This window comes from Acrocarpospora pleiomorpha (assembly GCF_009687885.1).
In the GTDB taxonomy this organism is placed as follows: domain Bacteria; phylum Actinomycetota; class Actinomycetes; order Streptosporangiales; family Streptosporangiaceae; genus Acrocarpospora; species Acrocarpospora pleiomorpha.
In genome coordinates, this window is sequence record NZ_BLAF01000062.1 from 1 (window position 1) to 18,223 (window position 18,223).

The 18,223-nt window shown below is 67.6% G+C and carries 12 protein-coding genes and 1 tRNA gene; 5 read left to right on the top strand and 8 right to left on the bottom strand.

Going from position 1 to position 18,223, the window contains the following annotated elements; genetic code table 11:
- Positions 1-140 precede the first annotated feature (140 nt).
- From dapD to Aple_RS39500, 3 genes are read right to left on the bottom strand one after another with little or no spacing between them, the layout of a single operon-like run.
- Complete coding sequence (gene dapD / locus Aple_RS39490; protein WP_155349888.1) at positions 141-1,106, bottom strand: 2,3,4,5-tetrahydropyridine-2,6-dicarboxylate N-succinyltransferase; 966 nt, start codon at positions 1,104-1,106, stop codon at positions 141-143.
- 26 nt (positions 1,107-1,132) lie between these two features.
- The gene (locus tag Aple_RS39495) at positions 1,133-2,782 is read right to left on the bottom strand and encodes a sialidase family protein (protein WP_155349889.1); all 1,650 of its coding nucleotides are present in this window, start codon (positions 2,780-2,782) and stop codon (positions 1,133-1,135) included.
- Between the two features lie 53 nt (positions 2,783-2,835).
- Positions 2,836-4,248 carry a dihydrolipoyl dehydrogenase family protein gene (locus tag Aple_RS39500; RefSeq protein ID WP_155349890.1) on the bottom strand — a complete coding sequence of 471 codons (1,413 nt, stop codon included), beginning with the start codon at positions 4,246-4,248 and terminating at the stop codon, positions 2,836-2,838.
- Positions 4,249-4,357: 109 nt separating this feature from the next.
- On the opposite strand from Aple_RS39500, the gene Aple_RS39505 reads away from it, so the two are divergent.
- Both Aple_RS39505 and Aple_RS39510 read left to right on the top strand, forming a co-directional pair.
- The gene (locus Aple_RS39505; protein ID WP_155349891.1) at positions 4,358-5,359 is read left to right on the top strand and encodes an ATP-binding cassette domain-containing protein; all 1,002 of its coding nucleotides are present in this window, start codon (positions 4,358-4,360) and stop codon (positions 5,357-5,359) included.
- A gap of 34 nt (positions 5,360-5,393) precedes the next feature.
- The gene (locus Aple_RS39510; protein WP_155349892.1) at positions 5,394-6,245 is read left to right on the top strand and encodes an ABC transporter permease; all 852 of its coding nucleotides are present in this window, start codon (positions 5,394-5,396) and stop codon (positions 6,243-6,245) included.
- 54 nt (positions 6,246-6,299) lie between these two features.
- On the opposite strand, the gene Aple_RS39515 is transcribed toward Aple_RS39510, so the two are convergent.
- Both Aple_RS39515 and Aple_RS39520 read right to left on the bottom strand, forming a co-directional pair.
- Positions 6,300-9,476, bottom strand: coding sequence for an ATP-binding protein (locus tag Aple_RS39515; protein ID WP_155349893.1), 3,177 nt, complete (start codon positions 9,474-9,476; stop codon positions 6,300-6,302).
- Between the two features lie 88 nt (positions 9,477-9,564).
- Positions 9,565-10,095, bottom strand: a complete 531-nt coding sequence (locus tag Aple_RS39520) for a CAP family protein (RefSeq protein WP_170321900.1) — start codon at positions 10,093-10,095, stop codon at positions 9,565-9,567.
- A 216-nt stretch (positions 10,096-10,311) separates the two neighbouring features.
- On the opposite strand from Aple_RS39520, the gene Aple_RS39525 reads away from it, so the two are divergent.
- Positions 10,312-11,796 carry a P-loop ATPase, Sll1717 family gene (locus tag Aple_RS39525; RefSeq protein WP_218038732.1) on the top strand — a complete coding sequence of 495 codons (1,485 nt, stop codon included), beginning with the start codon at positions 10,312-10,314 and terminating at the stop codon, positions 11,794-11,796.
- A gap of 206 nt (positions 11,797-12,002) precedes the next feature.
- Positions 12,003-14,570, top strand: coding sequence for a GDSL-type esterase/lipase family protein (locus tag Aple_RS39530; RefSeq protein ID WP_155349895.1), 2,568 nt, complete (start codon positions 12,003-12,005; stop codon positions 14,568-14,570).
- A 243-nt stretch (positions 14,571-14,813) separates the two neighbouring features.
- Here Aple_RS39530 and Aple_RS39535 read toward each other — a convergent pair whose 3' ends face one another.
- On the bottom strand, positions 14,814-15,632 hold the full coding sequence (locus Aple_RS39535) for a hypothetical protein (protein WP_155349896.1): 819 nt from the start codon (positions 15,630-15,632) through the stop codon (positions 14,814-14,816).
- A 526-nt stretch (positions 15,633-16,158) separates the two neighbouring features.
- A tRNA-Arg gene (locus Aple_RS39540) sits at positions 16,159-16,232 on the bottom strand.
- 121 nt (positions 16,233-16,353) lie between these two features.
- Between Aple_RS39540 and Aple_RS39545 the strand changes: the two genes are divergently transcribed.
- On the top strand, positions 16,354-17,292 hold the full coding sequence (locus Aple_RS39545; protein WP_170321901.1) for a tyrosine-type recombinase/integrase: 939 nt from the start codon (positions 16,354-16,356) through the stop codon (positions 17,290-17,292).
- A gap of 7 nt (positions 17,293-17,299) precedes the next feature.
- On the opposite strand, the gene Aple_RS39550 is transcribed toward Aple_RS39545, so the two are convergent.
- Positions 17,300-18,055: a DUF4352 domain-containing protein gene (locus Aple_RS39550; protein ID WP_155349898.1), complete on the bottom strand. Its 756-nt coding sequence runs from the start codon at positions 18,053-18,055 to the stop codon at positions 17,300-17,302.
- Positions 18,056-18,223 lie beyond the last annotated feature (168 nt).

The window sequence follows — 18,223 nt, forward strand, 5'->3', positions numbered from 1 at the left end:
ACTGTGGTATGGGTGCTTTCGCCCGCCAGTTTGTCTGTCCCCATTTCGTACTGGCAACCACGGCGCTGGCGGGTCCGGGCGGAGCCCGGGGTTAAGCAAAAGGGCTGGGTGGGTGGGAATCCCCCGGCAAACGATCCGGGTTAGTCGTTGGCGTGGAGGGCGGCGTTTAGTTCGATGCCGGTGCCCTTGTGGGGGACGGCTTCGACGGTGCCGGTGGTGGAGTTGCGGCGGAGGAGGATGCCGGGCTGGCCGGAGAGGGTGCGGGCTTTGGTGATGGTGCCGTCGGGGAGGGTGACCTTGGTGCCGGCGGTGACGTACAGGCCGGCTTCTACCACGCAGTCGTCGCCCAGGGAGATGCCGACGCCGGCGTTGGCGCCGACCAGGCAGCGTTCGCCGATGGTGATGGTTTCCTTGCCGCCGCCGGAGAGGGTGCCCATGATCGAGGCGCCGCCGCCGATGTCGGAGCCGTTGCCGACGACGACGCCGGCCGAGATGCGGCCTTCGACCATGGAGGCGCCGAGAGTGCCGGCGTTGAAGTTGACGAAGCCCTCGTGCATGACCGTGGTGCCGGAGGCGAGGTGGGCGCCGAGGCGGACGCGGTCGGCGTCGGCGATGCGGACGCCGGTGGGCAGGACGTAGTCGACCATGCGCGGGAATTTGTCGACGCCGTAGACGGTGACGAGGCCGCGGGCGCGCAGGCGGAGCCGTACCGACTCGAAGTTCTCGACCGCGCAGGGGCCGTGGTTGGTCCAGACGACGTTGGCGAGCAGGCCGAACAGGCCGTCCAGGTTGACGCCGTGGGGGCGGATCAGGCGGGTGGACAGCAGGTGCAGGCGGAGGTACGCGTCGTGGGCGTCGGCGGGGGGCTCGGCGAGCTTGCCGATCCCGGTGCGTACGGCCACGACGTCCACGCCACGGTCGGCGTCGGGGCCGATGTGCGTGGCCAGTTCGCCCGCCTCGTCGGGGGAGAGGCGCTGGGTGCCGAGGGCGGGCGGCTCGCCCAGGGTGGGCGCGGGGAACCAGGTGTCCAGAACCGTGCCGTTGGCGGCGATCGTCGCCAGGCCAACGCCGTGCGCACCGGTGGTGCCGGGATCAATAGCTGTCACGGCGTCCAAAATACCGGGTGCGCCTGCTACTCGATGGGCGCGATCGTCGGGGTGACCTTCGTCCAGGCGATGTGTGCTTCGGCGGTGTTGCCGCCGGGGGTGCCGGCCACCCAGTGCGTCAGGCCGGGTTTCTCGCTGCTGTCCTGGATGATCCAGGTGACGCCGGTGTCCTCCTCGTCGCGGAAGAGGCGGGCCAGTCCGGCGCTGTCCGTGGTCACCTTCCACGTCGTTTCGGCCATGGAGGCGGAGTGCACGCGTTCCCAAGTTGTCGAGCCTTTGCGCATCGTCCAGACGCCGCCGCGCTGGATGGTCAGCATCAGGCGTCTGGCTCCGTTGCAGACCTTTGTGCCCAGGCTGACCCCTTGGCCGGTACGGGGATCCAAAGCGCTGTCGTCGATGACGCGGCCGTGGAACTCCACGGTGAAGTCGCAGAGAGCGATCAGCGGTGTCGTCGCCTTGACCGGGGTGGCGGTGGTGCTGCGCAGGTGGATGCCGGTTTCGTCCTGGCGGGCCCCGGGGTCGAGGGTCCAGCTGCCGGGGGCCAGATCGAGGGGGAGGTCGTGGTCGAGGTCGAGGATCGCGACCTTGATGTTGATCTGGTTGTGCTCCCAGACGATGGCGAACTTGCCGGGGGCGAATTCGTCGCCGCTGGGGTAGACGTCCCAGCCTCTGGCCGCGCCCTTGGTCAGGCGAGGCCCGTCGGCGAAGAGCCTGCCTGGTTGCCAGGGTTCGCCTGGTTCGCGGACCTTGTAGTGGAGGACTTCGCGGTGGCGGTCGGGCTTGCTCTGGGCCGAACCGGCGAAAGGTCCGGCGAGCGTGTTGTATATCGCCAGATGTCGCCCATCGGCGCCTCTCGCGTAGAAGGTTTTCACGTAGTAGTTGGGTAGATCGGGGTCGAGGGTCATAGGAGCCCAGGTGAGGCCGCCGTCGGTGCTGGTGGTGATGGCCGAGTAGGCGGTGTGGGTGCGGTAGTACTCGTCGCGTTTCTCCGGCGACGCAGTCCGTACCAACGCTCGAGTGACCATGAGCAGAGTGTCACCATCCGCGATGATTTGGGGTTCCTCCACGCCGATCCCCTGCGGGGTCTCCGCGAGCGCGCCGGACGTCCAGGTCCGCAGGTCCGTCGATCGCAGCACGCCCGCTTGCGACACCCGGGTCCCCTGCCGCCAGTACGGAATGAGCCACACGCCCTGGTGTTTCAGCGGCTTCCCCGCCACGACCACACCCCGGTTATTGCCAGGAACATCCACAGTTATCGGGAAATCTGACCATGTCTCGCCACGGTCGGTGCTTCGTTTCATGGCCAATCGGGTGGGGAAGCCGTCCACGTCGTTGCCTACCCGGTCCTCCGCGATCGTGATCCGGCCGAGCAGGGCGTAGAGCACGCCGTCATCGTTGAGGAACACGCAATAGTGGAAACGATGGGTGGCCGTCGCCGGAGCGAGCGTGCCCTTCGTCCAGGTGCGTCCCCCGTCGCTGGATCGGGCGTACCGAATCGAACCCTGATCGGTCGCGGCGGGATCACGATCGTCCCGCAGGCCCGCCCGCCACGCCACCACCCAGCGGTCCGCGTCCAGCGCGACGATGTCCGGCACCCGGTTGCCTTCGTGCCGGAGTTCACCGGAACCATCCCGCTCGGCCGTCGAGTCCACGATGACCGGTTCGCTCACGTTCATGAGATCTCACCGAACCGTCACTCCGGCGCTCCCGCAAGGAACTCCAGGTGAACTTAAAGGCCGTACTCCTCCAGCAGGCGCAGCCAGATCTCGCTGACCGTGGGGAACGTCGGGACAGCGTGCCACAGATCGTCCAGGGTCACCTCGGCGGTGACGGCGATCGTCGCGGCATGCAGCAACTCCGCCGCGCCGGGCCCTGCGAACGTGACCCCCAGCAACACCCGCCGATCCTCGTCCACCACGGCCTTGGCCCGCCCCTTGTACCCATCTCCCAGCAGGTACGCCCCTTCCACCGCACCCAGGTCGTATTCCACACTCCGGACGTTGAAGCCCTCCCGGCGCGCCCGCTCCTCGGTACGCCCGACCGCGCACACGTTCGGATCGGTGAAGATGACCTGCGGAGCGCCGATCGCGTCCGAACGGTCCCGCATCGACGGCAGATCCTCCTTGCCGCCGGTAGCCCGAGCCACGATCACATCCCCGCACAGCCTCGCCTGATATTTCCCCATATGCGTAAGAAGGTTGCGCCCGTTCACATCTCCGACCGCATACAGCCAGCCATCCTCGACCGCCGTCGCCCGCATGCTGTCATCGACCACCACCGGCCCTTCCGCCGCCAGCCCGATCGACCCGAGCCCCACATCGAAACTGCCCAGATTCCGCCCGGCGGCCACCAGGATCTCATCGGCGACGATCCGCGACCCGTCCGACAGGTCGACCGTCACCTCACCCCCCGGAACCGGCCGCGACACCCGCTGGATCGTCGTGTTGAACCGCACGTCGATCCCGTACTCGCGCAGGGAATCGGTGACCATCTCGCTCGCGAACGGCTCGACCCGTCCCAGCAGCCGGTCACCCCGGACCACCAGCGTCGTCTCCTTCGCCCCCAAGGCGTACAGCGCCTGCGACATCTCGCACGCCACCACGCCGCCGCCCAGCACGACCAACCGCTCCGGCACGTCCTTGACGCCGGTCGCCTCCCGGTTCGTCCACGGCTGGGCGTCCGCCAGCCCCGGCACCGGCGGGATCGTCGCCGCGCTCCCCGTCGCCAGCACGACCGCGTGCCGCGCGGTGAGCAGCCGCTTCCCGCCGTCCCCGTCGGTGACCTCGACCTGGCGCGGCCCCGCCAGCCGCCCCGTGCCCCGGAACGGCGTGCCGTTGACCGACTCGATCCAGCGGATCTGGCCGGAATCGTCATACCTCGACACGGTCTCGTCCCGCCGGGCGAGCACCGCCGCCACATCGACCGGCTCGAGCGTCAGGCCCGGCATCCGGCCCGTCTCCGCGACCAGCTCCATCGGGCGCAGCAGCGCCTTACTCGGAACGCAGGCCCAGTAGGCGCACTCACCCCCCGCCAGCTCCTGCTCCACGATGGCGGCCGTGAGCCCGCCGCGCGTCACCCGGCCCACCACGTTCTCGCCGGCTGGCCCGGCGCCGATCACGATCACGTCGAAGACGTCAGACATAGCTCCTCCAGATGCTCGCTTCCGACCGTACACGCTGGGTGATCGACTCCCCGCTAGATCCGATCTAGCGGTGTCTCTCGCGCCAGCAGGGTGACAGAGAGGGTCACCCATGATTCAACGAGAAACCGCCCCGGCCATCGAGACCTCCGGCCTGGTGAAAGTATTCGGCACCACCCGCGCCGTCGACGGCCTCGACCTCACCGTCCCCGCCGGCTCGGTGTACGGCGTGCTCGGCCCCAACGGCGCGGGCAAGACCACCGCCGTCAGAATGCTCGCCACCCTGCTCCGCCCCGACGCCGGCGAAGCCCGCGTCTTCGGCCTCGACGTGGTACGGCAAGCCGACGCCGTCCGCGGCCTGGTCAGCCTGACCGGGCAGTACGCCTCCGTCGACGAGGACATGACGGGCAACGAGAACCTCATCCTGCTCGCCCGCCTCCTCGGTTACCGCAAACCCCCCGCCCGCGCCCGCGCCGCCCAGCTCCTGGAAGCCTTCGGCCTCACCGACGCCGCCGACCGCCAGGTCAAGACCTACTCCGGCGGCATGCGCCGCAGGCTCGACATCGCCGCCAGCATCCTCAACACCCCCCGCCTGCTCTTCCTCGACGAACCCACCACCGGCCTCGACCCCCGCAGCCGCAACCAGGTCTGGGACATCATCCGCGCCGTCGTCGCCCAGGGCACCACCGTCCTGCTCACCACCCAATACCTGGACGAAGCCGACCACCTGGCCGCCCGGATCGCCGTCATCGACCACGGCCACGTCATCGCGGAAGGCACCCCCGGCGAACTCAAATCCTCCATCGGCGCGGGAACCGTCCACCTCCGCCTCCGCGACCCCGGCCAGCGGCAGGACGCCGAACGTGTGCTCGCTCGAGTCCTGAACGTCCCCGTGCAGCTGGACGCCGATCCTGTCGCGCTCACGGCGCGCGTCATCGGTGACGGGACCGACCGAGAACTCGACATGGGCGCCGCGGAACAGGCCTCCCGGGCGCTGTCCGAACTCGCCGCCGCGGGCATCGTGGTCGACGACTTCTCCTTGGGCCAACCCAGCCTGGACGAGGTGTTCCTCGCTCTCACTGATCGCTCTACCCCTGCGGATGCGGCCGCGTAATGGGTTACGGACATTCTTATAAGGAGAGTGCGGTATGAGTACCACTACGGAGAATCTCGCTCCTGCTGTTCCCTATGTGCCGGCCGCCGAGACCATTGGGGCGGTCATGGCGCCGGGGGAGCGGCCGCCCCGGCCGAGTGCGTTGTCGGCGTCGATCACGTTCGGCTGGCGGGCGATGCTGAAGATCAAGCATGTGCCTGAGCAGCTGTTCGACGTGACCGCGTTCCCGATCATGATGACGCTGATGTTCACGTATCTGTTCGGGGGCGCGCTGGCCGGGTCCACGGGGGCGTACCTGCAGTATCTGCTGCCGGGCATCATGGTGATGAGCGTGGTGATGACCACCATGTACACCGGCGTCGCGGTCAACACCGACATCGCGAAGGGCGTCTTCGACCGGTTCAGGACATTGCCCATCTGGCGTCCGGCGGCCCTGGTCGGAAACCTGCTCGGCGACCTCCTCCGCTACGTCCTGGCCTCCACGACGATCATCATCGTCGGCCTGATCATGGGCTTCCGCCCTTCCGGCGGCATCGTCGGAGTGCTCGCCGGAGTAGCCCTCCTGGTCGTCTTCTCGTTCGCCTTCTCCTGGATCTGGACGATGTTCGGCCTGTTCCTGCGCAGCGAGAAGTCCGTCATGGGCGTGAGCATGCTGTTCCAGTTCCCGCTCACCTTCCTCAGCAACGTCTTCGTCGAGCCCACCACGATGCCCGGCTGGCTCCAGGCATTCGTCGACGTCAACCCCATCACCCACCTGGTCACCGCCGTGCGCGCCCTGATGGCGGGCACCTGGGACACCGGCGAGATCACCTGGGTCCTGATCTCCTGCGTGGTCATGACCGCCATCTTCGGCACCCTCACCATGCGGCTCTACAACCGCAAATAGCCCTTGGCGTCCGCGATCATCATGATCGCGGACACCAAGCTCATGAAGCCGCCGTCACAGCCGCCAGTCGATCTCACGTTCGGGCTGGTAACGGCACGTGGAGCCGGTGGACACCGCCGAGCGGAGGTGTGCGGCCAGGTCAGGATGGCGGTCGTCCAGTTTGCGTAAGGTGTCGCGGATGCGGGCGGTCACCGTCTTGCGGGCTCGTTCGGCCTCATCGCCCAGACGGCGGTCCCGTCCTGCCAGCCCAGCGGCGGCCCGCAGTTCGGCCAGGAGGGCTTGACGCTCCTGATCGAAGGCGACGGCACGCCGGTCGTCCCCCAGTTCGGCGGCTCGGTCAATCTCGTCGTCCAGCTGGGTGAGCCGTCGCCGGAACCGGGCTTTGGCCTCCTCGTCGAGGACCGCGTCGCCGCCGAAACGCCGGGCGGCCACCACGATCTCCCCGCCCTCGGGATCCAGCAGGCGCACGGCCGGAATGTCACCGCCGGGACTACCGAGCAGATAGTGCAGATCGCGCAATCCTTTGGCGTCAGGCATGTGAATGGTCAGCCCGCCGAAGCCCAGAGACCAGACCCCGCTCTCCATCCGGAACACCCCGCTCGGCTTCGGCGCCGAAGCCGCCGCAGCGTCCGCGTCGGCTTCGCGGCGCATCCGCCGGACCCGCTCGACCACGTGCCGCATGCCGATGGACACGGCCTCCCGCTCCACCGCATCGATGAGTTCCTTCGCCACGGCCACATCCTCGCCGTCACCCCGGTCCACCAGCGTCGCCGCCAGCTGCATGCGCGCCTCGATCGACCACGGCCGCGCCTTCAACCGATCGGCGGACCGATAAGCGGCGGTGAACTCCTCGATCGCGTCCCCGAACCGCCCCTGGACGGCGTCGATCCTGGCCAGCCACAGATCGACGGGCCCACTGATGTCGCATCCGTACAGCGAGACCAGCCACTGCCCCCGGTGCGGCGCGAGCTCCGCCCGCGTCCACGCGCACAACCGCGCATCGCCCGAGGCCACCGCGGCGTGCGCCAGAAATCGCAACCCGAGCGCCATGACATTCCGCGGATACGGATTCTCGCCCGGGACGAACTCCGGCACCATGCCCAGCGCCGCGGACACGTTTCCCTGATTCAGGGCCGTGATCCCCTCCAGCAGCCCGGGATAGGGATGCCCGAACTCCACGAGCCTCGCGTGCACCTCGCCCAGCTCGTCGAAACGACCCTGCATCAGCAGGAAGGCCCAACGCAGATGACCGGCCATGAACGGGAAGAAGGAGTCGCCCTCTTCCCCGGCCGCGCCGATGGCCTGTTCGAGAAAGGTCTCCGCCTCCTCGAAGCGGCCCATCAGCGTGGTGATGATGCTCTGGTCGACGAACGCCGAGAACGTCAACCGGGGCATGCCGTCCCGTTCGGCGAACGTGGTCGAGGTGTCGTACTGCTCCAGATAGCTGGGATCGCCCTGTTCCAGCAGCGAAACCCACCGCAACGACGCGGCGAAATGTTCCCCGTCACGATCGCCCCTGCGGCGCGCTGTCTCGATCATCTCGGCGGTGATCGCGGCCCGCTCCACCGCGGTCCCCAGCCGCCAGATGGCGTCGAACCGCGTGCTCAGACTGAACGCCAGCGCCTCGTCGTCCTGGTCGCGGCGAGCCAGCTCCGCCATATGCGCGGTAAGTTCCTCCGCCAGCGAATCCACCGAAGCCTCAGCGGCGGATCCGGGGTCACCCAGCATCCGGGCGTGCGCCTCCCGGACGAGATCGATGGTCACCTGCGGGCTCCGGCCGGTGTTCCAGGCGGGCCCTTCGGACCGATACAGGCTGAGCGCGACCCGCGCCAGCAGATCCGGCGCGTCCACCTCCCTGGCCAGCTCCACGGCGATGCGGAAAACCCGTCTGGCCTCTTCGGGCTCCCCGGAATGATCGAACGCCTCACCGAGATCAAGAGCGATCATCGCCCGGCTGCGGGGATCCAGCGCCGCCGACACGTCGAACGCCCGGCGCAGATGCCCCATCCCCTCCTCGGTGGCCAGTCGCCTGCCGGCATCCTGCTCGGCCGCCCGCAACGATTTCACCACCCGCGCCGGATCCAGCTCATCCCCGGCCAGGTAGGAGTGATGAGCCTGATCCGCCGGAAATATCCACTCGGTCAACGCGGCCGACTCATCGAGCGCCCGGATCACCGCGGCATGCCGCCGCCGCGCCTGCGGACCTTCGATCGTCGCGTACAACGTCTCCCTGACCAGGTCGTGCGCGAACGAGAACCGCCCGTCCTCACCCGCCACGACCAGCCGGGCGTTCACCGCCTGGTTCAGCAGCGAGCCCACCCGCCCGGGCGGCGTGCCCGACGTGGCCGCCAGCACCTCCCGATGGAACTCGCGCCCCAGCACGGACGCCACGGTCAGCAACTCGACCAGCGGCGGCGGCAGCAACGACAGCCGCCGCTGCAGCGCATCCCTGACCCCCGGCGCGATCGCGCTCACCGATCCGCTGCTCCGCCACAGCCGAGCCGTCTGCTCCACGAAGAACGGATTGCCGCCGGTCCTGCGATGAACCTCGTCCACCAGCTCCGGCTCAGGCTCCCGCCCGGCGGTCCGGGCCATCAGCGTGCCCACCTCGTCGCGGGAGAGCCCCGTCAACGTCACCGTCGTCGCCTTGGCCACCAACGGCATGATCAGCGTCTCCAGCGGATGCCCGCCCGACTCGACCTCCACATCCCGGTACGTCCCGACCAGCAGCAGCCGCTCGAACCAGGTGTGCTGGGCCGCGAACTCCAGCATGCGCAGCGACGCCGTGTCAGCCCAGTGCAGATCGTCGAGCACGACTACGACCGGCCGCTGCTGCGACACCGAAACCAGGGCAACGGTGACCGCGTCGTACAACTGGAAAGCCTCGGCTGACCCCGGCGCGGGCTGCTCGCCCAGCACCACCGTCAGATTGCCTCCGGCCGCAGCCGCGGCAGCCTCCCACTCCTGCGGCGTCGCGCTCCGCCGCAGCCCCCGCACGACCTGCACCCAGGGCCAGAACCCGGGCGCCCCCTCCGAATGCCAGCACGACCCGCTGAGCACCAGCGCCCCCAGCCGCCTGGCCTCCTCCACCGCCCCCGTGACCAGCGTCGTCTTCCCGATCCCCGCCTCACCCGTGACCAGCACGAGACCGCCGTGACTGTCCGCGGCCCGCTCAATCTCGGACCGCAGCACTCCCGCCGGGTGATCTCGCCCGATGAGCACAGCCGTCATGCCGTCCAGCCACCTCAGGTCCGAAAAACGCGTACCCCGCACACGGTAGCGAGCCCGTGTGACAAAACCGCGGGTGTTCGTCGCCCTGCTACGCCACGGGGCGGCCTACGTTCTGCGGGAACTGGCCCGCGAAGTTACCGGGCGGACTGAAGCGTGCCACCACGAAGTAGGACACGGACGGAAATATGGTGCCCCCAGGGCATTGGGCGACAGCAACCGCGAGTTGTGTGGTGCTCTTCCACACCACCTGCGTGAAACTACCTGTGGCCCGAGAAAAGCCCGGATGGTGGTAGCCGTACCTGGATGCCTCGGCCATCCAGGATTTGAAGGCATCCGTGATCGCGGCGGAGGCGCTGGTGGCGCCGGAAGTCGCGTACAGGTTCTGGCCGTAGCGGCCGTGGGCGTCGGAATGCTGAAATCGGCAGCCCAGCGCCCACCGCTCGGCATCAGGATAAAGCGCATCGTTCCACGTCAGGGGCCTGGCGCCATACTTGGCCCGGCTGGCGTTCACGGCATCGAGTGCTTGATCCTTCAGCCCCGGCAGCGGCTCCACCGAGGCCTGAGCGATGGCTGGTATGAGGCCGACGGTGAGGAGAGCCGCGGTCACGACGAAGCGCATTCGAGTCATAACTAGATGTTGTAGTACAACTACACAGAGTGATCAAGGATCAGAGCGTGATCGGCACGGCATCAAGATCGTAAGCGGGTGTCAACACAGGACTGTGCCAGCAGCATGGCGTTTGGGAGAGTTGACAAGGCCTGAGCCGATGCGAGGCTGTTCGTGCGGTCCTTGAGTCACCGTCCTGAGTCCCCGTCCCCGAGTCGCGGAGCATTCATGGCCGGACTGGCGCTCTCCCCCAAAATCCTTCATGGCCTGGACTTCGGGGCACCCGCCGCGGAGCGGGACATCGGGCGAGGATTGGAGAAATACTTCGTCGAGTCGCCCACGTACCAGCGTGTCGAGGCCGGCGACAAGACGATCGTCCTCGGCAGCCGTGGCTCCGGAAAGAGCGCGATCTTCCAGATCCTGGCCAGACGGGAGAGATCCAAGGGCAGCCGGGTGATCGAACTCACTCCCGACGACTATTCGTACGAGCTGTTGAGCGCGACGATGGCGGCGGAGAACGCGGGTTCGTGGGCGAAACACGGTGCGTACGCGGCGGCCTGGAAGTACCTGATCTATGTCTTGATCATGAAGGAGGTCGCGCGCAAGGGGATGCGGCTGACCCGGGGCGGCGCCGAAATCTACCGTTACATCCGTGACAACCACACCACCACGGGCATGGGACCGCTCTCGCTCCTCGTCTCGTACCTCAAGCGCCTGGAGGCCATCAAGCTCGGCCCGATAGAGGCCGGGATGAGAACCAGGGAGCTGGACCGGCTCTACCGGCTTGAGGAGATCCACAATCTGCTGCCGTCCCTCAAGCGCGTCCTCGACGGCGTGCGGGTAGTTGTGCTGGTGGACGAACTCGACCGCGGGTGGGACTCCTCCGAAGACGCCCAGGCATTCGTGTCCGGCCTCTTCCAGGCATGTGTCTCCATCAACGCACTCCACGACAACCTGCGCGTCTACGTGTCACTGCGGCAGGAGCTGTACGACGACATCCCGGCCCTGTACGAGGACGCGCAGAAGCACCGCGACCTGCTGGAGACGGTTCGCTGGTCCGAGGATTCCCTGCTCAACCTCATCGCCAGGCGGATCCGGCACTCGGCGCGCGAGATGGGCTACGCCCCGGACGTCCTTGACCGCGCCGGCGACATCATCTGCTGGAACGCCGTATTCGGCCTCCCGCCGGGACTTCCGGCGGGCCGCTCGTTCGCGTACGTAGCCGAGCGGACGCTGCACCGCCCGCGGGAGATCATCGAGTTCTGCACCGCGGCGCTCAACGCGGCGCGAGACCGGCACCCCACGCTGCCGCTCCCACTCGCCGCCATCGGCTGGGCGGAGCGGGGGTACTCCGCCGACCGCGCACGGGACATCGCCGCCGAGTACCGCTTCCAGTGCCCAGGCCTGCTGAGCGTGTTCGACGCATTCCGCCAGCGGGGACCGGACTTCGACCGGGACGATCTGGAGCTCCTCTGCCTGGAACTCGTCACCGGTGAGATCCGGGTCAACGCCGCCTCCTGGTGGCTGCAGGAACGCAGCCCGGAGAACCTGATCGAGACCCTCTGGCAGGTCGGCTTCCTGCGAGCCAAGTCCAACGGCGACGAGAGGCCTTTCGTCGGCGCGCACGAGGTGGAGCATCTCAACCTCGCCGCCGTCAAGCGCTTCCAGGTGCACCCGATGTTCCAGTCGTACCTCGGGTTCTCCCAAAGCTGAGGAACAAGCCGGAATCCTCATAATTACCCGCGAGTGTTAACGGGGGATTCACGCCGATCTTGTCTGGTCTGGACATGATCAACCCCGAATGTGGAGGTGTGCGTGAATACGCGAAGAACGACTGGCCGGGTGGCCTTGACCATGTCCATCGTGGTGGCTCCTTACTGGGGCCTGACACCCCCGGCGACAGCGGAAATGAGCTCTGAGTGAAACCGAGAGTCCGGCGCAGCGTGGCACGCTCCGCCATTCGTGCGATCGCGAGCGGGTTGGTCCTGGTCCTGACCTTGAGTCTCGTTCGCGTTCCCGCCCAGTCGCGGTCGGCGACGGCCGACTGCGGTCTGCCACGTGCGCTGCAGACCACCGCACCCGTGGGCACGACGGGGATGGAGATCCTCTGCGGAGAGGACGCCGTCCTCGCCGATGCCACGCTGGTGGCCGCCGCCGACGACCTGGTGATCAGCTTCGCCTTCGAGGGCGTCACCCAGGAGATGATGCAGGACGCGATCGACGAGGTGTACCAGCCCGGCGTCTCGCTGAGCGACCAGGCACTCGCCGTGCTGAACGGGCAGCGGGAGCACTTCGAGGGCGCGTCGACGGACATCGCCGACATCGTCGACATCAGCGACTATGACGACGTCGACGTCGACGGCACGCTCCAGGCGACCAGTGACGGGCTCGCGATCGTCATCCCGTCCGCGGAGGTCGGTGAGGCGTCCTGGGGATGGTGGTGGCGAGCGGTCGCCGTCATGATGACCGCGCTCGGCGTACGCGTGGCCGTCTTCGCGTTCTGCGTCTCCTTCGCCGCCCCGCCCGCCAGCGCGCTGTTCGTCAACGTCTGCTCGGCCGTCTCCCAGGGCATGGGGGCTTTCAGCGGGTACATGGTGGCCTCCTACTTCGCGGGCAGAGCGCCCAACGATCCGCAACTGTGGGCCGAAGCGCTCGCGTTCGGGCTGGTCGCGGCGCTGCTGCCCGGAGGCGGCTGGGACCTGGGCAAGAACTGGATGAGCAAGGCGCTGCCCGGCACGGCGGTCAGGGTCAGCAAGGTGCTGAAGGACCTGGCCGTGGCCATCAGAGGATGGGCGGGCGAGACCATCAGCAACCTCGTCAACAGCGCCGGCGAGAAGTGGGCGGAACTCTCCCAGCTGATCTGGGACGCGATCGTGCGCGAGGCGCACCGGCGTGGCATCCCCATGACCGTCTCCCCGCTGCGGGTGATGCCGCTCGGAGACTCGATCACCTACGGCGTGGAGAGTTCAGACGGGGACGGCTACCGCGACGAGTTGTACGACTACCTGAAGGGCATCGCGAGCAGCGTTGACTTCGTCGGGTCAGTGCAGGCCGGCTCGATGAGTGACCGCGACAACCAGGGTCACCCGGGCAAGCGGATTGGCGAGATCGCGGCCTTCGCCTATTGCACCGTGCCGCGGTACCAGCCGAACGTGATCACCCTGCACGCCGGCACCAACGACATAAACCAGGACTACAACCTGTCGGCCGCGCCCACCCGGCTCAAGAAGCTGATCAACCAGGCGCTGACGCACTCACCACGTGCCACGGTGCTGGTCGCCCAGCTCATCCCGACCGGCAAGGCCGGGCTACAGCCGCTCATCGACGCATACAACGCGGCACTGCCCGACATGGTGGAGGACCTGCAAAGCGAGGGCAAGCACGTACTTTTGGTGAGCATGAGGCGGGTGCTGGTCAGCGACGGACTGGAGAACGACGCGCACCCGACGGACGCGGGCTACGCCAAGATGGCCGACGCCTGGTACGACGCCCTAATGGCGGCGGAGGCCAAGGGCTGGATTGAGAGCCCGCTGCCCGAGAACGAAGCCAACGGCTGCGACCCGGCGAGCTCTCCCATCGACGACGACCCGGGGGACTCTTCCGTCGGGTCCAGCGACCCGGGGGAGAATCCCATCGGGTCGAGCGGGACGGCTCTGGGCGAGGGATGGCGCGCGCTGGGCGTGATCGCGCCCGGCTACGGCACCAGGATAGGCCGCACGATCATCGCCGAGCTCAATGGCGACCAGCGGGCCGACTACCTTCAGGTCGCTGCGGACGGTAGCTTCCGCGCATCGGTGAACACCGTCGGCACCCCCGGGCAACCCGACTGGGTGAACGTAGGCACGTACAAGCCGGGAGACGATGTCCAAGGGGATGAGGTACGGTTCGCCGACCTAAACGGGGACGGACGCGACGACTACCTCGTGGTCAGTTCCGACAGCAAGGTACGGGCCTACATCAACTTCCGCGGGCCGGACAACAAGCTCGAATTCGCCCACTGGGGGACCGTCTTCCAAGAGGCGTCGTTCAGCCGCAACAACCTCCGATTCGCGGACGTCACCGGAGACGGGCGCGACGACATCCTGCGGGTCAGCGCGGAGGGCGCGGTCCACGCGTACCGGAACATGTGGGACCCCACCAGCCAGCAAGTCAGCAGCCAGCCACAGCCCCCGGACTGGCAGCTGTGGCTCAACTGGGCCGGCGGCACCCAGGGCTCATCGCTGGAAGCCGTCCGGTTCGCCGACGGCGACGGCGACGGCCCGGCCGACTACCTGCAGGTCGGCGGGGACGGCTCGGTGCACGCCTTCCTCAACCGCGGTGGCGGGGGCAACGGCAGCTTCGAGGCCCGCCACAACTGGGCCTACGCGTCCAACTACCCCCGCCAGTACGTCCAGTTCGCCGACATCAGCGGTGACGGCAAAGCCGACTATCTGGTCGTCTACGACGGCGGCTCAGTCCGCGCCTGGCTGAACCGGGGCGGCAACTAGAAACACGGCCCGTTCCAGATAGTCCCCGCAAGAGTGAGTGCGGCCTGGCAGCCTCCGGCAACTTCGCCGGCGCGCCCAGCCAGGCCGCACCGCTGCCCGGCAGTCCGGATCATTCCACGTAAATTCCGCCACCGCTGGCGCTCGGGCGCCTCCAATGGCACATCCCAGCCGGGAGAGATGCGCAGAAACAAGACCATCCTTCAAAACGCATTGGACTACGCCGTAGAGCTGAAGGCTTCTAGATCAACGCCTCCGGTAAAAACTCCGCGCAACCAGCCATTCGGCGGAGACCGGACGGAGCGCGTCGAGGAGGGGCAGCAGACTCTCTTCGCTCATGCGCAGGCCCTCAATCTGGATAAGCGCGTCCTGATGCCGGGCGAACACCCCGATCATGTGGTCCGATGCACTCCCGCGGAGCCGGCGGCCACCGGCGATGGGACGGCAGGGTAGCCCCCCGCTGCCCCAGGTAAACGGTGGGTACGGGTCGGCGCAGGCGACCTCGGGAGTGGCAGCTGCTGCCGGGCGGACGAATATTTTGACACCATGCTCATACGTCAAGGCGACCGCTGGGCCGCTTTCGACCCGCCATATCTCCACCCCGCGGAGCAAGTGATCGGGCACGTCCGGTGCCACCAGTGGGACACCGAGCCGCTCGAAACCGCGCACTTCATACCAGCGGCGGACCGGCTCCTGGACCAGGCCAGAAATCGCGTAAACGACCAGGATCGGGAGTGTGACCGCGACCCACGACCGCCAGCCACTCGCCTCACGCGCCACCCAGGCCGCGGCGAGGTAACCAAGTACTCCGGCGAGCACGTAGATCCCACCCAGGAGCTTTTCGTCGAAGCCCCAGACATGCGAGTCGGGCGCCACCCGGAACATGGCCTTAACCAACGTGAAGGCGGCGATCGGGCCGAGGAACGCCACGATGCCCCAGCGCGGCAGCCCGAGCGCCCAGGTCAGTATCGCGCCGAGGGGGAACGGGATAATGATCATCCCGAAAAAGTTGAAGACCCCGTCGAGTTCGCGGTTCAGCCCATCCGCCCAGATGACGGCGACCACGCCCCCGACCACCAGACCCACGATCACAGCTCTGCCGATCACGCCCCAAGCGGTTACCTCTCGCATATCATGACGATCTCCTCGACCTGTTCGACGCGCTAGGGTCGGTCTACTCACCCCCGGCTGGGTACCCCTACTCAGCGGAATGGACCCGGCCGCGATCATGGGCGGGGTGAAGCAGCGGAGGTGTAGCGCCCTGGGCAGGCGTCCGGTCAGCCCGGTGCCATCGGCGAACAGGCGAAGGACGGCTGCTCCGGCGTGGTTGATCACACCATGTCCGTCGACTTCGACTGTGAGATCGCGGGACCACGTGTCGCTGTCGGGGTGCCCAGCAGCTTGACAACATGATCCACAAGACGGCCGAAGATCGGCTTCACGCCAACGGAACGCGCTCACGCCTCGGCCGAGGACGATTTCGGCCATCGCTGGCGTTCGGGTGCCTTCGATGGCACACCGTGGCACATCTCAGCAGGGGAAGGGCGAGCGTTACCCCAGGTGAGAAGAGAGATCGGCCTGATCGTGGAAGCGCGCCCAGAGGGATTCGAACCCCCGACCGTCGGATTAGAAGTCCGATGCTCTATCCGGCTGAGCTATGGGCGCTTCCGCTGCTGCGTTGACCAGCTTATTTGGCGGTCTTGTGCGAAGCTAGCATAGCCGGGTTGTGCCGGAACAGCGTCGGATTTCTGGAGGAGCGATGGTCCGCCCCCGAAGACAGGTGCCCGTGTCCCCCACGCTGCTGGAACTGCTTCCGTCGTGGGAGCTGTCGTTGCAGGCAGGGCACAAGTCGCCGGGAACCATTCGCAGCTATCTGGACAGCGTACGCGGGCTGTCGGCGTTCCTGATCGACGGGGGGATGCGGGCGGACGCGGAGGGGGTCAGCTCCGAGGAGATTCGGGCGTTTCTGGCCCGTTCGCTGGAGGTTTCCTCGCCGGGTAACGCGCACAAGCACTTCCGTAACCTGCGGGTCTTCTTCGGGTGGCTGGTCGCTGAGGGGGAGCGGGCGGAGGGGTCGCCGCTGGCCGAGGTGGAACCGCCGAAGGTGGATCGGAAGCCGGTCCGGCCGCTGACCGAGCAGGAGCAGGCCCGGCTGCTGGCGGTCTGTGCCGGTGATTCGTGGATCGATCGGCGGGATACGGCGATCATGCGGATTTTGATGGACAACGGGATGCGCGTGTCGGCGCTGGCGGGGCTGCGGTACAGCGCGTCCGATCCCGAGGCGAACGATGTCTGGCTTGGCAGGCATGTGCTGCGGATCATCCTCGAGGGCGGGGATGTCTATCTGGCTCCGCTTGGGCGGAAATCGGCGGCGGCGGTCGATCGGTATCTGCGGGCTCGTACGCGATTGAGGCACGCGTCCTCACCGTGGCTCTGGCTGCCGGAGCGGGGAGTGACCGCGCATGGGGGAGATCGGCGGCTGACCGCCACCGGGATCCAGCAGATGTTGCACCGGCGCGGCGAGGAGGCGGGCATCCCCGGCGTGTTTCCGCATCGCTTCCGGCACACGATGGCGAGCGGATATCTGCGAGAGGGCGGGGATCCGCTCAACCTCATGCGGGTCGGGGGCTGGAAGTCTCCGGTGATGGCACGCCACTACGCCGAAACCGCGGGAACCGAAGCGCTGGCCGAGCACGCCAGGTTGTCCCCTGGCGATCGAATCTGACCGCCTCTCAGCCGTTGATCATCCATTCGCCCTGGTCCTTGCCGTAGCCGCTGTCCAGGACGAACTGGTACTTGGCGAGTTTCGTGCCTTTGGGGACCTCGTACACCAGGACGCCCTTGCGGCTGTCACCGACGGACACCGTGACCATGCCGTTGAGTGAGACGCCGTCGCGTACCTCGGCGAAGGCCGCGTTGTACTGCTGGCCGTCCACGTCGATGAGCTTGCCGCTGTTGGTGGGCGCGTCGTTGTAGAGCTTCTCGCCCACGTTCTTGAGGATGAGTTCGACGGCGATGTACTGGGAGCCCGCCTTGGGCACGATGTACTGATTCGCTGGCCGCGCCGGGGCGATGATGCGCCGCGCGGTCACCTGGACCACGGTTTCCGGGGCGATGCCGTGCAGCTCGATGGCCCGGCCCAGCCGCTGCGCCCCCTCCGCGGGAGCCGCCGTCTCTTCGGTCTCGTCCCCGGTCCCGGCGGCTCTCACCGTCTCTTCGGGCTCGGCCGTCTCTTCGGTCTCGTCCCCGGTCCCGGCGGTTCTCACCGTCTTGCTGGTACGCGGCGTCGCCGACGTCGTCGGTTCCGCCGTCACCGTCGACCGGTTGATCGCCACCAGGACGCCGGCGCTGACCGCCACCACCACGATGAAGATCCCGAGGACCAGCAGGATCAGCGGCGTGCTGCTCTTGCGGGGCGGCGGTGGTTGTGGCGGGTAGTAGTAGCCGTGCGGCCCATACTGCTGCGGGCCCTGCGGGTACTGCGACATGGTGGCTCCAGGCGATGGGAAAGCCCGTCGGCGGTTAGTGATCTGTCTGACAACTGACATCATGCCGTCTCTCGACGACAAAGACCGGCATGCCGGTGTATCTCCTCGATGACGGACATGTTCCCATTCGGGCGGCCGTGGGGTGCCGAACTTCTGACGATGCCCTCT